17 protein-coding genes and 1 pseudogene are annotated in these 14741 nt (G+C 31.0%); all 18 read right to left on the bottom strand.

What is annotated here, in order from left to right; all coding sequences use genetic code 11:
• Nucleotides 1–4: 4 nt before the first annotated feature.
• The 18 genes and pseudogenes from I6U48_RS27430 to I6U48_RS27345 all read right to left on the bottom strand — a co-directional run bounded on the left by I6U48_RS27430 (nucleotide 5) and on the right by I6U48_RS27345 (nucleotide 14641).
• On the bottom strand, nucleotides 5–1030 hold the full coding sequence (locus I6U48_RS27430; RefSeq protein ID WP_218323693.1) for an ABC transporter substrate-binding protein: 1026 nt from the start codon (nucleotides 1028–1030) through the stop codon (nucleotides 5–7).
• 288 nt (nucleotides 1031–1318) lie between these two features.
• Nucleotides 1319–1750, bottom strand: a complete 432-nt coding sequence (locus I6U48_RS27425) for a BMC domain-containing protein (RefSeq protein WP_218323692.1) — start codon at nucleotides 1748–1750, stop codon at nucleotides 1319–1321.
• 77 nt (nucleotides 1751–1827) lie between these two features.
• A complete protein-coding gene (locus I6U48_RS27420; protein ID WP_218323691.1) occupies nucleotides 1828–2316 on the bottom strand; it encodes a EutP/PduV family microcompartment system protein in 489 nt (162 codons plus the stop codon).
• Nucleotides 2317–2320: 4 nt separating this feature from the next.
• Nucleotides 2321–2704 carry a BMC domain-containing protein gene (locus tag I6U48_RS27415; protein ID WP_218323690.1) on the bottom strand — a complete coding sequence of 128 codons (384 nt, stop codon included), beginning with the start codon at nucleotides 2702–2704 and terminating at the stop codon, nucleotides 2321–2323.
• 176 nt (nucleotides 2705–2880) lie between these two features.
• Nucleotides 2881–4416, bottom strand: coding sequence for a DUF4153 domain-containing protein (locus I6U48_RS27410; RefSeq protein ID WP_218323689.1), 1536 nt, complete (start codon nucleotides 4414–4416; stop codon nucleotides 2881–2883).
• Between the two features lie 111 nt (nucleotides 4417–4527).
• Complete coding sequence (locus I6U48_RS27405; protein ID WP_218323688.1) at nucleotides 4528–4746, bottom strand: helix-turn-helix domain-containing protein; 219 nt, start codon at nucleotides 4744–4746, stop codon at nucleotides 4528–4530.
• 11 nt (nucleotides 4747–4757) lie between these two features.
• Complete coding sequence (locus tag I6U48_RS27400) at nucleotides 4758–5237, bottom strand: DUF2975 domain-containing protein (RefSeq protein WP_218323687.1); 480 nt, start codon at nucleotides 5235–5237, stop codon at nucleotides 4758–4760.
• 433 nt (nucleotides 5238–5670) lie between these two features.
• Complete coding sequence (locus I6U48_RS27395) at nucleotides 5671–6315, bottom strand: DUF3786 domain-containing protein (protein ID WP_218323686.1); 645 nt, start codon at nucleotides 6313–6315, stop codon at nucleotides 5671–5673.
• 13 nt (nucleotides 6316–6328) lie between these two features.
• Nucleotides 6329–7135, bottom strand: coding sequence for a nitroreductase family protein (locus I6U48_RS27390; protein ID WP_218323685.1), 807 nt, complete (start codon nucleotides 7133–7135; stop codon nucleotides 6329–6331).
• Nucleotides 7136–7205: 70 nt separating this feature from the next.
• Complete coding sequence (locus I6U48_RS27385; RefSeq protein ID WP_218323684.1) at nucleotides 7206–7784, bottom strand: TetR/AcrR family transcriptional regulator; 579 nt, start codon at nucleotides 7782–7784, stop codon at nucleotides 7206–7208.
• A gap of 211 nt (nucleotides 7785–7995) precedes the next feature.
• A pseudogene (locus I6U48_RS27380) lies at nucleotides 7996–8415 on the bottom strand (GTP pyrophosphokinase); the annotation flags it as partial.
• Nucleotides 8416–8519: 104 nt separating this feature from the next.
• The gene (locus I6U48_RS27375) at nucleotides 8520–8729 is read right to left on the bottom strand and encodes a hypothetical protein (RefSeq protein ID WP_218323683.1); all 210 of its coding nucleotides are present in this window, start codon (nucleotides 8727–8729) and stop codon (nucleotides 8520–8522) included.
• Complete coding sequence (locus I6U48_RS27370) at nucleotides 8707–8844, bottom strand: hypothetical protein (protein WP_218323682.1); 138 nt, start codon at nucleotides 8842–8844, stop codon at nucleotides 8707–8709. The genes I6U48_RS27375 and I6U48_RS27370 overlap by 23 nt, the downstream gene beginning before the upstream one ends.
• A 188-nt stretch (nucleotides 8845–9032) precedes the next feature.
• Complete coding sequence (locus tag I6U48_RS27365) at nucleotides 9033–10652, bottom strand: methyltransferase domain-containing protein (protein WP_218323681.1); 1620 nt, start codon at nucleotides 10650–10652, stop codon at nucleotides 9033–9035.
• A gap of 232 nt (nucleotides 10653–10884) precedes the next feature.
• The gene (locus I6U48_RS27360) at nucleotides 10885–11451 is read right to left on the bottom strand and encodes an SF0329 family protein (RefSeq protein WP_218323680.1); all 567 of its coding nucleotides are present in this window, start codon (nucleotides 11449–11451) and stop codon (nucleotides 10885–10887) included.
• Nucleotides 11452–12083: 632 nt separating this feature from the next.
• Nucleotides 12084–12341 carry a hypothetical protein gene (locus I6U48_RS27355; RefSeq protein WP_218323679.1) on the bottom strand — a complete coding sequence of 86 codons (258 nt, stop codon included), beginning with the start codon at nucleotides 12339–12341 and terminating at the stop codon, nucleotides 12084–12086.
• Between the two features lie 157 nt (nucleotides 12342–12498).
• Nucleotides 12499–13956 carry a sodium:solute symporter family protein gene (locus tag I6U48_RS27350; RefSeq protein WP_218323678.1) on the bottom strand — a complete coding sequence of 486 codons (1458 nt, stop codon included), beginning with the start codon at nucleotides 13954–13956 and terminating at the stop codon, nucleotides 12499–12501.
• A 58-nt stretch (nucleotides 13957–14014) separates the two neighbouring features.
• Nucleotides 14015–14641: a TetR/AcrR family transcriptional regulator gene (locus tag I6U48_RS27345; RefSeq protein WP_218323677.1), complete on the bottom strand. Its 627-nt coding sequence runs from the start codon at nucleotides 14639–14641 to the stop codon at nucleotides 14015–14017.
• Nucleotides 14642–14741: the final 100 nt, after the last annotated feature.

Genomic DNA, 14741 nt, shown 5'->3' with positions numbered 1-14741 from the left:
CCCATTACTTAGTGATTAATTTTTCATCAATAGTAATTCCATAGAATTGCTTGTAAAATTCAGAAGCATCTTTCTTCATGTTGTCAAAGCTATATAAATCTTTATGGAGGGTAGATAAAAGCCACTTGCTTCCTAATATACAGGAAGGAACTGGTGAATCCCATGCCTCAAAAGCAGAAGGCATATGATATACTGCAGCATTCTTTACTGCAGTCACTTTTGATAATTGTGGGTCGCTGAGTACATCCTTAGCTGTATAATTTGCTTCTGATGGAATAATAATTACATCAGGATTCATCGCAAGAATCTGCTCATAGGATACCTTTGTCCATGAATCTCCCTTTAATGAATTACCTGCATTTACACCACCTGCTAAATTAATTAATGTAGCTTGATACATATTTGCAGGAGCCGTAGTCAAATAAGAGCCTGTCCCACCCATATAAACTACTGGTTTTTCATTACCTTTTAGACCTTTTGTTAAATTCTCCATTTTAGTTGAAGAATCTTCATAGTAAGCAATAAGCTTTTGCGCCGTTTTCTCTGTACTAGTAGCCTTTGCAATTAAATTTAAACATTCAATAAGTTTTTCCTTGTTTTCTGGATTTACCAATATGACGGGAATACCTAATTTCGTCATACTTTCTGCTGCATCCTTTAGCTTCGTAGGCAATATTACAAGATCAGGTTTTAATGCGATACAGCCTTCTAAATTAAATGCTTTTGCACTTCCTACATTAGGTAACGCATTAAAATCAGAACCAAATAATTTGTAAAATGGACGTTTTCCTCTATCTTCTGTACCTACAAGCTTATCTTTAAGTTGCAGGGCAAGACATGCTGATGTAGAAATATAGTACCCACTTACAATACGTTTTACGGGGTTCTTTATGGTAACCTCACGTCCTGCCTGGTCAGTTACCACAATTGCTTTTGATGCTTCAGAAGTAGTCTCCTTACTTCCACAACCAATCAATATAACTACACATAGTAATACGGACATGACTAAGCAAATTCCTTTTTTTAGCATATTAACTATCATTCCTTTCGCTGTGCTCAAGGCACAAAATGTGGGGCTGCCGCACTTAACAGCCCATGAAATCGTTACCTATTTTATAGTATAATATAAACCAGTTTTTTTCAGTAATTATAAGATTTTCATATAATAGGCAGCAATGTTATTTGATTATGTAATACTCAGTTTGCAATAGAATGATAGTGCTTATGGCTGCTATGCGCTTTGGTCAAGCAATATTAGATTTTACTATTAAAAATATCCTCTATTTCAAATAGCTTACACCTTTATAAATTTCCTTCTTTATCTTTCTGTAACTAAACAAGTTTTATATTTAAGAGCTTCACGAAAATATTTTACAATTTCCTCAATTGATGTTCTGATTTCTGTCTGCGAACCTGTTAAAATTAATGTACCACTAAAACGATCTAAGAAACCAATCATGACATCTGCACTTTTAACAGCAATGTCTGCAGCAATTACTGTTGATTCTGGTGGAGTAATATTGATAATGCCAATGGACATCCCTGTAAAATCTTTACCTGCATTAGTGCCAATATCTAATCCTAAATTTTTATAAACGGATTGATCAGAAACCCCAATAACATGAGCCAATGTGATTTCCTTACCAGCTACAGCTACTTGAACAACACGAACTTTACCATCTTTTGAATTTTTATATGCCTTTGAAAAAACCTTTTGCATTACTAACTGTCTTGTCAATTTTTCTGTCATTTTAATACACCTTCATTTTACATAATTATACTTACCTAAAAACTTGTCTTTCTCTATGTATAAAAGCTAAATTGTTATTAACATTTCTTAAAGCCCATTTTTTGAGCTTTCATAATTTCTTCTAAGGATAAACTTTCCTTTGCCTCATTTAAATATTGTCTGAGTTCATCCATTCCTTCACCAGTAATATTGCTAACAGGAAAAATCTTTTCACAGCCTGCTTCTTTTAACCATTGACTTACCATAGGCACATTGGCATCTATACAATCAATCTTTGTAATAATGCCAATTATTGGACGATTACAGGCTGCTGGAAGACCTGGTGGAAATAGATTAAAAGGTTCATTAGCACCACAGAGTAATCCTATAACATCTGCCTCATAGGAAAAGCAGCAAAGAGCCAACGCTAAATTTTTACTTTCAACGTATTCACCTGGTGTATCTATAGTAATATCCCAATGATTAACATACTGTGTCTTATGGTAAACGACTGGCTCACCCTTTAAAGCTTGTGTTAAGGACGTTTTGCCTGCCTCACTTCTCCCGCATAAAAACAACTTTCGCATAATATCACCTTTTAGTAATTGGGCATACAACATAGCTTAATGTATCATGAAAATAATCAACAATTTCGGTAATAGCCGCATTTACTTCTGAAAGTTCGCCAGTAACAATTAATGTACCACTAAATCGGTCAGCAAATCCTAAATAAACATTGCCACTTTTAACTGCAATATCAGATGCAATGACAGCAGATTCAGGAGGCGTCATATTCATAATGCCAATAGCTGAGGATCTATAATCTATATCAGGATTTAACCCCAACTTTTGATATACAATAGGTAGTGGCCCACCAATAATATGAGCTAAAGTAATTTCCTTACCTGCAACCGTTTCCTGAACAATACGCACTTGCTCATTATTTTCCGGGAAAACATAATTTTCATCTTTCATTTGCGTCACCTCTATTTATAACTTTTCTATTTTAATAAAAAGCTTCAATAAGTTAATTATAAACCTTGCCCTAGAGGTCAATGTCAACAACTTAATATACTTTTTTCCCTTAAATAAATATGGACAACCACGGCCGAAAGTAGGCTTTCTGGTGTGAATATCTATATAATTTATAATTATTTATTTAATCTTTTCAAGGCTTTTTCTCCTTTGTATCTAGAAAGATTAAATTCATACCAATTATAGTCTGTATCTAAAAGTATACTTTTTTTCTCTTCAAGTTCTCTTCTTAAATTATTACTTTTTTCAGAGTTGTTATTTAAACAAAAATCTACCATATAAGGAATTGTATCATAAGAAAGGTTAGCTAAATAAGTCATATCCAGTTTTTGAGTTTTGCCCGATAATTCCAAATTCTTTTTTACAATAAATATATCTACATTGATATAATTTAATATCACATACATTAAAACTGATGTTATTAAACAAAGTTTCCCTACCGCTACTTTTCTTGTCCATATACCTAAAAAAACTATTATAAAAAGTATGAAAATGAGCAGCATGAAAATATGAACAAATACTCTTAAATAGGTATATCCATAAGTAGCTTCGTAAAGAGACATTTTATAATGTGCTGAAAAAAGCATGTTTATAGTAAACACTATAAGAAAACTCATAAAAATTTTATTAAGCTTTTCAATTTTTCCATTTTGTTTTTTTGTAAATTTCATTGCACATAAAATTATAGTAAAATTAATTATTGCTACAGTTACTAGTTCAAAAAACCCCCTGCGTGCATATTCAGCATAAGTAAAATTTTCTGGAAGTAGAGCATTTCCTCCTCCATATAAATATGAAAATTGAACTGCAGTAAATAAAACATAGACTATATTCAATATTACAAATATAGGCATTATTGTTAAGGCCTCAAATCTTAAAGACCACTCCTCTTTTACATCCTCATAAATTCCTTCATATTTAAAACTCCATAAGAATCCAAATATATAAAGAAAAGCAGCAACAATAATTACCGAGTGTAATATTATACTTGCAATCTTGATATCTCCGAACATTCCGAACATTCTAATTAAGTAATAGCTAAACATCATATCTGCTGAGGATAAAAGTACTAATATTATAGCTAGCACAGGCAATGCTATTAGTATACCTTTTAAAACCTTGTAAATTTCAGAATTTGTCTCTACCTTTTTCCTGCTCTTTATGAATTTATTTAAGAAAACAAAAGGCTTGGGAGTATTTTCAAAGCTTCTTGGTATAAGTCTTTTTAAAACAGCTTTAACATAAGACATCTTTTCCAAATCTTTTTTATTAGTGCTCAAAACACAATAAAAGGCAAAACCTATAATAACAAAAATTATGTTTAAAAAAGCTAAAACTTCATTGGAAAACAACGCAAAAGTACCTGCTATAAATATTACAGAAAGTAAAATTATAGTTCTCATCAGATTCTTTTTTTCAAAGCTTACTATATTATTTAACGCCTTCCCCCTATCTTTTACAGAGCATAAAAATATACCCAAACATAATATAACAAATATTAGCACAGATACGCCTGCATCTTTCTCAATAAAAAATCTGTCCAAAAATATTGCCAGTATAAGTGAAAAGCTTAAAATTTTAGTTTTTTCAATATCACTTACAGTATTATCAATTAAACTTATTTTTTCATTTCTTTTAAAATAATCTTCCATAACAAGTTCCTTTCTTTATAGACACCCAAAGCCGACATTTAACTTGTCCTCCAGGATAAGTTAAATGTCTGGTGTGTTTATCTATGTATAAATTTCACTTTTACTTTATTCCTATTCTGAAACCTCTTCCTCTGTAAACTCTAGAATATCTCCTGGCTGACAGTTGAGTTCTTTGCATATAGCCTCTAAAGTACTGAACCTTATAGCTTTAGCTTTACCTGTTTTTAATATAGATAAGTTTGCATTAGTTATTCCTATCTTCTTTGCAAGTTCTCCAGAGGATATTTTTCTTTTCGCCATCATCACATCAAGATTTACTATAATAGCCATACTGAATCACCTCAAATTGTATAATCATTTTCTTCTTTAATTTCTATTGCTTTTCTAAAAACCTCTGAAAGTATTAAAATTATCCATCCTGCGAAAAAGAATATTAAGAATTCTAGATCTGTATGAATTCCTTTTTTATCTATATATACAATATAAAAATCTTTATATTGGGTATTGATAAAAAAGTTTAACACATATCCTGCTGATATAATAAAACATCCAATAGATATATTTCTTATTCTCTTAGCATTTTCATATACAAATGGATTAGAGTTAGTAACTGTGCTAACAATTTTTCTTAGACTAAATAGAATGACATACAGTCCTCCTCCTCCCACGATAAACAGAGAATAAGTTATAATACTTCTTATCGAAGAAAGGTCAGGTCTTATTATATACCTTCCTATAATAACAAAATATACAATAGCCGCAAAAGCAATAAGTATATCTAAGCTTATTTTTAAAAAGGATGTTAAAGCATTATTTTTCATTTGGCTTCCTCCTATTGATAAAATCTTTTCATATACATAATATAATACTTTTTTCTATTTTGCAATATATTTTTATTGTTTTACAATAAAAATATATCATTATACATAAATTAAAAGACTGTTGCCTTTACAAACATGACTGAAAGGAGAATTATACGCAGAGAGAGTTTACCAAGCTTCATCGCTATAAAAACTTTTAATCAGTCTAAAGTTCAGCATTTTGAAAATCTAAGAACCTTTGATAAACTCGTGCCTCAAACATATCAAAGGTCCTAAGATTTTCTAAAATGCTTCACTAAGACTGATAAAAAAAGTTTTTATATGTGCCTTCAGCTTTAGTAACCTCTCTCTGCATATAATTCTCCTTTCTGGTATAGTTCTTTGTAGAGGTAACAGCCATCTGATTAAAGGAATAAACCTATTTATAGTTGATTTATTCTTTTAAAATTTGTTTACCAATTTCAATCACTTCATCAATTAACAAAGAAGATAGCAATGCAATATCTTCTGGAAGTAGTTCTTTTACTACTGAAGGGTCATACAAGATATTAGAATTGGCTTCTAATTCATCATCTGCTAGCCATAAAATTAAAGCTATAGAAATATTGGGGAATACAGTTATTTTTAGACCTATATCTCCAAAAGGTATTTTTTCTGCATTAATAGAATGTCCAACTTTTAAGAAAAGATCTCCTTTATCTCCAAAAAATTGTGATAACTTATTTGTAGTAAAACCACTTGAAACGTTATATAGAGAAGCTCCATCTAATTCTCTGTATAATACCCATTTATTTTGAAGAGTAGCTTTAGTACATCTATGAAAATAGCTAATTATCAATATTTTCTTCATTATATCGTTTCTAAATAAATCTCTTTGTGTATCATCTTTTAATTCAATACTTCCCTGTGGATAGGAAATTATATAATCTCTGTTCAAATAAGTTAATGTAAATTCCTTTTTTTCAGAATCGTATTTAGCACCACTTTTATTTGCCATTTCTTCTGGATCATGTTTAGCAAATTCTAAGCAAAGATTTTCGCAGCATAGCTCATAATTGTTTTTATTATAATTTTTCATAATGATACCTCATTTAACCCTTATAAAATGAAAAAGATAATGGTCGTCTGTCTGTGAATCTTTTATAACTATACTTAGGGTATCCTACCATCACAGCTCCTGTTATTTTCTTTTTTTCTGAAATATTAAAAATCTTGTACATTGGTGAATTATCACTACGAGCACAAATCTCAAATATTCCTGCCCAGCATGATCCAAGTTCAAGAGATGGAGCATATAATTCAAGATAAGATAATGAAATCATAGAATTTTCTCTACCATTATAAAAATTATCATCCGCTAAAGTTAAAATTATACTAGGTGCATTTCTTAAAATAGTATCAACTTTATCTTCTCTGTAGCCCTTAATCATCTCAGCAAATATTTTACTCCAAGTTGCATCATTCTCAAACCATTTAACACATTCCTCAACTGCTAATTCAATTATTTTTTTGTCATCAATTATTAGATAAGATATACCTTGCGAATTACTGGCAGTTGGAGCTAAATGAGCAACATCAACAAGCTGTATTAGCTTTTCTCTTTCAACTGGTGTATTCTTATAAGAACGAATTGATCGTCGTGATTGAATAAAGTTTTTTGCCTCTTTTGGACTTAATTTTTGGGCTTCTTCTACATCACTTTGCTTAGCTAATGGCGATTTCTTGTTATCTATAGCTTCTTTTGGACATATAGCTACACAATGACCACATTCTAAGCATGCATTAGGATTGACTTCTTTTGGACCAGTAGACTCTAGTTTCAGTACTCTCGTTGGACATTCCTCCACACACATTCCACATTTTATACATTTTTCTTCATTTACAGTTATTAAACACATTTTTATTCACTCCTTCATATAATCTTTTCATCTTTTTTAAGAACGATCATTCTAATTATTATAAAAAAAATTATTTATTTAGCATATCTAAAAAAAAGTTTGCTATTCGATGCATTTTTTCTTTGTTTTTTGAGGTTTTTACAAGTACACGAATTCCAAGTAAAGTATTTTGCAGAATCTCTGCCAAAACTTCAGCATCATAATCACAAGAAAATTCTCCTGTTTGTTGTCCTCTACGAACAAGTTCCGCAAGAAAACGCTCTGTTTGCAGAAATGCCTCTTCTGCCTTTTCTTCTACCTCTTTATCACGAAGAGCCATCTCAGTGGCCGAGTTTACAATTAAGCATCCCCATGGTCTATCCTCGTATCCTTCAATCATAAAATCAAAGATAAATTGTATAGCTTGTTTTGAAGTTTTTGCATGTAAAACTCCCGCATATAATTTATCTTTTATTAATTCTCCATAAAAATCTATGGTTTTTAAAAATAATGTATGCTTATCACCGAAGGTATCATATAAGCTTCTACGATGGATTCCCATATGCTCTACTAGGTCGCTCAAAGACGTCTTCTCATAGCCCTGTTCCCAAAATAATTCCATAGCTTTTTGGAGAACTACATTTTCATCAAATTCTCTGCTTCGTCCCATTAGGTTCACTCCTTATAATATTAATAATAACATTTTGAGAACGATCAGTAAATAATTATTTTCTTATTCCTCCACCAAACGACCAGTTATTTCTCTCAACAAAGTCAATAAACTTATTTAAAAATTCATCCTCTGGACAGCTTTCTGAAACTGATACACAACCATTTATTTCAATCTCTTTAGTTTTAATAAACTCTCTATCTCCCTGGTCTTCAAGAGCATAAACTATTTTATCTGCAGCTTTACGATATTTTTCTACTCTTTGAAAATCCTTCTCTGTAGGATTTTTAATTCTTGATAAATCCATATTATCACACAAATCAGCCAATTTAACATAACAAGCTATTTTATTGTTAAGAATTCTACCTATGAATTCATCATAGCTTTCATTCCTTCGCCTTGTTAAGGCATCTAAAGCAGATAATATTTCTTCTGAAAACCCATCATTTCTTAAATAATCCAATGTAATATCCGTATCTTCAATTACATCATGAAGCACTGCACATATTCTCTCTGTTTCATTTATTCTTGAAAACATTACTCGCAGTGGATGTAATATATACGGTTTGCCAGCTTTATCAATTTGTCTTTGATGTGCACTTGTTGCTATAAGTATGGCTTTTTCAAGCATATTAACACCTCCATAAAATAATTACAGGCACCAACGGCCGACATTTAACTTATTCTCCGGGATATATTGACATTCTTCCGACACAATAAATATTTTTGATAAGTCTAAAGCTCAGTATTTTGTTGAATCTCTTCATATTTCTTCAACTCTATATCCTTTTTAAATGCATAAATCTCTATAGGTAATCCATTTTCATTTGGAGCTAATTGTCTTGCCAAAATTGTATGTTCTTTACTAATCCTAGGGTTACTTTTTAAATAACCTTCTATATAAGCCCGGAAACAGGCAATATTAGTAAGATGTTTTCCGCTCATTAAAAAGCCTGTATATAGAAATTACTAATAAAATTAATTCAATACTAAAATATAAATATCCAGCAATTACTTCACTGATTCCTTTATTAATCATCATTTCTTTTACAAGTCCCATACCTTACCACCTTTCTAATTATGACAAAACATATCTTCTATATAAAAAGAACTATAAGCAGATTAATTAATTAAAAATCTAGTTATAGTTCTTTCATCATAGAACACGTTGCACCATTTATAAATAACTTATTTATGTCCCTTAGATATTCCAATAAGCGCAGCGAATTTGCAATTAATACAAGTTAATTATAGCACTCTTATTACAAACACATAAGGAATCAAGCCACCACTTTCAACCTTTATGGTATCAATAATCTTAAGATACTTATTATCTATTAAACTTTCCTTAAGTAAATTTTTTTCTACTGTATAAAGAAATACCATTCCTCCTGGTCTTATAAGACTAGGAATTCTATTTACAAATTCACTATATAATCTCGTATCAAAGCTACTACCTCCAGCCTTACTTTCAAAAGGCATATTCGATATCATCTCATCGAAGCGGTCTTTTAAGGCTAATTCTAGTATATCTTCACATATTAGTTTTATATTCACATTAGCTAAGTCAGAATTTACTTTTGCATATGTAATACCTGTTTCAAATACATCAACCCCTGTTAAGCTTTCAAAAGCTTTTAATTTAGCTCTCTCAATTAACATAGTCCCTACACCACAAAATGGGTCTATGACTTTAGCCTTAGGTTTTAGCCATTTTTCTATATTTTTCATTACAATAGCTGCAGTTACAGGGTTTATAGATGCAGCTAGGGCTTTTTCTCTGTAATCAAATCTATTATCCTTTAAGGTGTACAGCTTAATAAATACACTACATAAATTGTTTTTCTCAATTATTCTAATTTCAATTTCATAGGATGATGGACTATTTTTTAAATTTCCACCTGAAATTTCATCTAATTCTCTAGATAAGTTTTTTACAAACTCTGATCTTTCCCTACTATAATCCGTAGTTTTAAATTCAACTCTGTACCAAAAGGTCTCATTGTTGTCCCCTGCATGACACTGATTTAAAAATCTTACAACATCTGCTTTTATAATCGCATCTGCTATTGACTTATAATTAAGCTCTAAATTACTACAGGATTTTAAAGGAAAAAGAAGTTCATAAAAGGTTCTGCATTTGTACACTTTTTCTAAATCCTTCTCCTCAATATATATGCCCTCAGTAACAGGAGTACCTTTAATTGATTTTTCTTTAAGCTCCATTAAAGTAATCTGAAAATGATCATTCATAGTTGTTAATACAATAGGTACAGGATCTTTAAAGCCTGTAAATTTATGAGGCTTGGGAGGAGATAACTTGGCTATAGCTTTTGTAAATGCACGTTTTTCTTCATTAATATGCTTCTCATCCTTTGTATCTATTTCTTTGTCCTTGGAAGCTTTTTCTTTTATTATTAAATCTTCATATATTGACCTAAGCTTTTCTGCATCCAAAGCTCCACCGCAATTTCCTATTGCAAGTATATAGGAGGATTTTACAAATAATTGTTCCTCTGAATTGTATGCACTATATAAAACCTCTAAATATATCGGATCACCTATTTCACCAATAATACCACATACATTCTTTCTAACTTTAGCATCTGAATGTTTCAGAAGATAACCAAGCTTTTGCTTGGAATTTCCCATAGCTCTTTTAAATATACCTCTAGGCTTTTCTTTTTTTATAATATCCCTTATAACAGAAAGCACTGCTCTTGGATTCTCTTGCTTTAAAGCTTCTGCCCACAACATCGGCATTGCATTATTATAATCCTTTGAAAGTTTATCTATTATTTTAGCTCTCTGCTTATCATCAGAAGTTTTTAGCTCTTCTATTAAATTTGTATAATTTATGTCTTTCATTTGATTCACCTCTTATGCTTCAATTTAGCAGCTTTAATTATACCGATATTGCGAAACACTTGCAATGTTTCAAATTAGACGAGCCAACAGTAGAATGATTTAGGTTCTATGTTCTTAAGAGCTAGGGTGACAGTGACCCTAGCTCGATGAAAAGTTGATAAATTAAATTTATCCTGCCTTTTATTGAACGTAGATTAGAAATCAGTATCCATGCTCAAATCAGTTCCACATATCAAACACTAAGCCGCAGTTCATAAAAATACTGTACAATTGGGTGCTTTAACTTCATTTTCTCGGCCATCTTTAAAAGTCGCTTTTTTCCCACTCGTCTGTCCACCAATGCCAAGACATTTAATAATATATCCTTACTCTCTAAACTTTCTTCTATAGAAATAGTTAGAAATTTATTCACTACAACATTGAAATTTGATTTAGATAATGCTGACTGTGCAGATAGTATTTCTTTTGCATATTCTGATATTTTTCTATTTTTTGCGATTACTCTTAACCTATCCTCTGGTACTGTACCCTTGGTATCCTTTCTTACCTTTTCAATTTCCTCATTATTAATAGGAATTTGAATATCCGAATCATTTTTTATTTCCTGCTCTGTCTGATACCATCTGATTAAGGTACTTGTATCACTCATATTGAATATGTTCTTTTTATCTACTTTTATGTAACATTGCCCCGCTTTATCAGATGAATATCGGTAGCTGGTGGCACCATATTCTACTCTGCCATATAATGCAGGACAAAGAAAACTCTCTAGACTTTGTTTCATTTTGCTCCAACTCATGAGTTCCTCCTATGAATTAACCTTCTAAATTAGTATACAATTTTATCATTCTAACCTCAAGATATTAGATTATTAAATTCTATGGCTCATCTAATTATATTAATAATGGTAAGTTAAACTAAGGCTTTAAACGGATACACTAAATTTTTCTCTTACCAAATACTTTTATGCAATTCATCTAAGTAGCAAGAAGAAGCAAAGCATCAATATCTATTCCTCAAGCCATTAATGCTCATATTACTATTTCCCCCTAGGGTTTCTACTGAATTTTCAAGTTATATATGAATCGACTGTCTAATAACTATAATTTTGATACAATTTAGCGACTTTTTTAATGTGGTTATTCATTTTAATATCGCTAAATTGTATGGGGATTTCTGCTAAAAGGTGAACACACCTACACTGATATGTTACCTGGTACTGTGTGCGGTGTTATAGAAAGATGATAATACGCGTTAAATTTATAGATAGCCCCCCTTTGAGCAAGGGGTAGATTGTCTGAAAACCCTGTAAATCAAGGAGATTTTAATACGCATTCAATTAAATTTAAGGAGCAGTATTGAAATATGAATTCATACTACTCCTTAAATTTAATTATTTTTATTTAGAAAAATCTCATAAGTTACTATTACTTAACTAAGGTTATAAATGTCCCCCGGGGAAATCGAATATGTTCCCATGGGAAAGTCAAGCTTATAAAACAGTCTATGGATTATTTTCTTTTCTTTAAAATGGCAATGTGGAAATTGCCTATACTTACGATAGATTGCTTTTGCAATAAAATCTTCTGTAATTTCTTCACAACTAACCATTTGTATATGGGGTTTCATTATAGTACCTATGACTTCTTTGTCTGTTAGAGTTATGAATTTCAAATTATTAGAGCCCATTATCGGCACACCGGTTAAGCCATCGACCAAGATAATATTCTGTCCTTCCTGAATTTTATTTATAACTTGAACTCTGGTGAAAATTTCAAAATAATAGTAAGGTATATAAATTTTGATACATTGAATATTTTTCGGTATTTTAGATATCCTGTATCGGTTAAGTTGTTTCAGTTTCCACTACCGATTTATCCAAACATTCTAGAAATTTCAATTTCTCTTCTGTTGGAGGAGGTGTAATATATGAAACAATAAGTAATACAACTAATGATATAATTGATCCCAAAATCATTGGATGCAAATGTCCTATCAAGCCTCCCAACTTATTATACCAAAGATAATTATCTGTTACAGCTATTACCGAACCAACAACGATAGCCCAAAATCCACCATAAGCATTTACCCTTTTATTATTCACACCTAAAATTATTGGGAAGAACATACCTGCCCCACTTATCAAACCTGATAAAACTACAACATGAACAATATTCTTTATAAAATAAGATGTTGTTAATGCACCAACAGCTATACATACTGTGGCTATACGAGAAATCTTCAGCAACTTCTTGTCATCAACATCTTTATTTAAAAATCTTTTATAAATATCAATACTAAATATGGCTGTAGCAGAATTTAATGATGATGAAGCACAATTCATACTGGCTGATAAAATAGCTGCCAATAATAAGCCTTTTACACCTATAGGTAGTACATTTGTTATAACTGTCGGAAGTGCCATTTGTGAATCCTTAAGTCCTGGAGTAATTACAAATGCTATCATCCCTATGATTGAAATAATGAATGCATAGAAAATATAATTTACACCTGTATATATATAGGCAAATCTTGCAGTTGATTCGTCCTTAGCCGCAAATAATCTTTGTATATATTGTTGATTTGTAGCATAAGCGAAAAAGCAAAGTGCAACCCAACCAATTGGGTCACTCCATCCCATGGCACCAAGATTCCAATATGAGTGTGGCACAGTATTTACTAGATGGTTCCAACCTCCAATTTTAGGGATACCTATTAAAATAGCAATCAATATACCTCCCATTAATACGAAATAATGCATAATATCGGTCCAAATAACTGCAAGTAATCCACCTGTAGATGTATAAAATACAAATACTGATGCAGAAACAATCACAGTATAAACCATTGGTAATCCTGTCAAAGTAGTGAACGCAATACCAGCTACTAATATCTGGGCTGTAATCCCTAAGGAGCAGTTTAATAATGTGGCTATAGCAGCGATAATTCTTGTTTTTTTATCGTATCTTTTTTCAAACAATTCTGGCACTGTTGTCAAAGCCAATTTTCTAAACCCACCAGCCATTGTCAGGCCCAAAATGATCCATGCCGGCACAGCAGATAAATTCCACCATCCACCTGCGATACCAATAGTATATGAAAGACCAGCAGCTCCTATAAGGCTTGATCCTCCAATATCTGCTGCCGCTGTACTAATAGCCGATTGAAATTTTCCAACTTTTCTCCCACCTACCAAATAATCTTTGGTAGTATTAACTTTTTTCGTTGCCATTTGTCCAATTATGATTGTTAATACGAAATATGCAGCTATGATAATCCAATCTAGAATACTTATTCCTGACATGTTATCTCCCCCTCAATATTGCTTTAGATTAGATATAGATCAGGAATGAATTAATTCATTATTTAAACAAATCATCAAAAAGACCATGATTCTTTATAGTGGTAATGCAATTGTCTAGTGACTGATCAATAAGTTTCCTATCAATACCCAATAAAAGCAAGTTATTTAGAACTAATAACTTGTTAATTTCCACATAGCTTATCCTTAATTTATTTTCTAACTTTTTCTTAATTAGAGATCTTTCTGCACCTTTAATAATTATCATGTAATTATATAAATCTGCTTCAGAAACTTTGATATTAAATTCATCAATAATTTCTTCTATAATACTAATAGTATATTTATGAGGTTTGCTAGTAACTATATCGTCATATATTAATTCAAGGTAAAACTTAGAGTAACTTTTATTTTCTAAAAATCTTTTATGTATAAGTATAAGACTCATGAATAATCTTTCGATCGAATTAGTACATTCAAATATTTTAAGATCTTCTAAATTAAACAAATCATCAATTAAATTATCGTATATTATCTGAGCAATTCTTCCTTTTTTCTTAAAATAATATGGTATTAAACCTAAGTTCACATTGGCAGTTTCTGCAATTTCCCGTGTTGTTGTTTTATTATAACCTTTTTCAAAAAAAAGTTTTTTAGCAGCTTCCATAATCATATCTTTTGATTCCATTATTTTATCACCTTTTCATCATTAATTTACTTATATTATATATTATATATTATTACACTAGTATTGATAAGCCTATTCCTACAGGGCAAACGCATGAATA

The organism is Clostridium thailandense, from assembly GCF_019207025.1.
Lineage (GTDB): Bacteria > Bacillota > Clostridia > Clostridiales > Clostridiaceae > Clostridium_AM > Clostridium_AM thailandense.
This window is presented reverse-complemented; position numbering and strand designations above follow the sequence as displayed.

Bases quoted from the DNA above. Each gene is read 5' to 3' on its own strand.
- I6U48_RS27430 (WP_218323693.1), bottom strand. From the start codon at position 1,030: ATGCTAAAAAAAGGAATTTGCTTAGTCATGTCCGTATTACTATGTGTA.
- I6U48_RS27425 (WP_218323692.1), bottom strand. From the start codon at position 1,750: ATGACAGAAAAATTGACAAGACAGTTAGTAATGCAAAAGGTTTTTTCA.
- I6U48_RS27420 (WP_218323691.1), bottom strand. From the start codon at position 2,316: ATGCGAAAGTTGTTTTTATGCGGGAGAAGTGAGGCAGGCAAAACGTCC.
- I6U48_RS27415 (WP_218323690.1), bottom strand. From the start codon at position 2,704: ATGAAAGATGAAAATTATGTTTTCCCGGAAAATAATGAGCAAGTGCGT.
- I6U48_RS27410 (WP_218323689.1), bottom strand. From the start codon at position 4,416: ATGGAAGATTATTTTAAAAGAAATGAAAAAATAAGTTTAATTGATAAT.
- I6U48_RS27405 (WP_218323688.1), bottom strand. From the start codon at position 4,746: ATGGCTATTATAGTAAATCTTGATGTGATGATGGCGAAAAGAAAAATA.
- I6U48_RS27400 (WP_218323687.1), bottom strand. From the start codon at position 5,237: ATGAAAAATAATGCTTTAACATCCTTTTTAAAAATAAGCTTAGATATA.
- I6U48_RS27395 (WP_218323686.1), bottom strand. From the start codon at position 6,315: ATGAAAAATTATAATAAAAACAATTATGAGCTATGCTGCGAAAATCTT.
- I6U48_RS27390 (WP_218323685.1), bottom strand. From the start codon at position 7,135: ATGTGTTTAATAACTGTAAATGAAGAAAAATGTATAAAATGTGGAATG.
- I6U48_RS27385 (WP_218323684.1), bottom strand. From the start codon at position 7,784: ATGGGACGAAGCAGAGAATTTGATGAAAATGTAGTTCTCCAAAAAGCT.
- I6U48_RS27375 (WP_218323683.1), bottom strand. From the start codon at position 8,729: ATGAGCGGAAAACATCTTACTAATATTGCCTGTTTCCGGGCTTATATA.
- I6U48_RS27370 (WP_218323682.1), bottom strand. From the start codon at position 8,844: ATGGGACTTGTAAAAGAAATGATGATTAATAAAGGAATCAGTGAAGTA.
- I6U48_RS27365 (WP_218323681.1), bottom strand. From the start codon at position 10,652: ATGAAAGACATAAATTATACAAATTTAATAGAAGAGCTAAAAACTTCT.
- I6U48_RS27360 (WP_218323680.1), bottom strand. From the start codon at position 11,451: ATGAGTTGGAGCAAAATGAAACAAAGTCTAGAGAGTTTTCTTTGTCCT.
- I6U48_RS27355 (WP_218323679.1), bottom strand. From the start codon at position 12,341: ATGGGCTCTAATAATTTGAAATTCATAACTCTAACAGACAAAGAAGTC.
- I6U48_RS27350 (WP_218323678.1), bottom strand. From the start codon at position 13,956: ATGTCAGGAATAAGTATTCTAGATTGGATTATCATAGCTGCATATTTC.
- I6U48_RS27345 (WP_218323677.1), bottom strand. From the start codon at position 14,641: ATGGAATCAAAAGATATGATTATGGAAGCTGCTAAAAAACTTTTTTTT.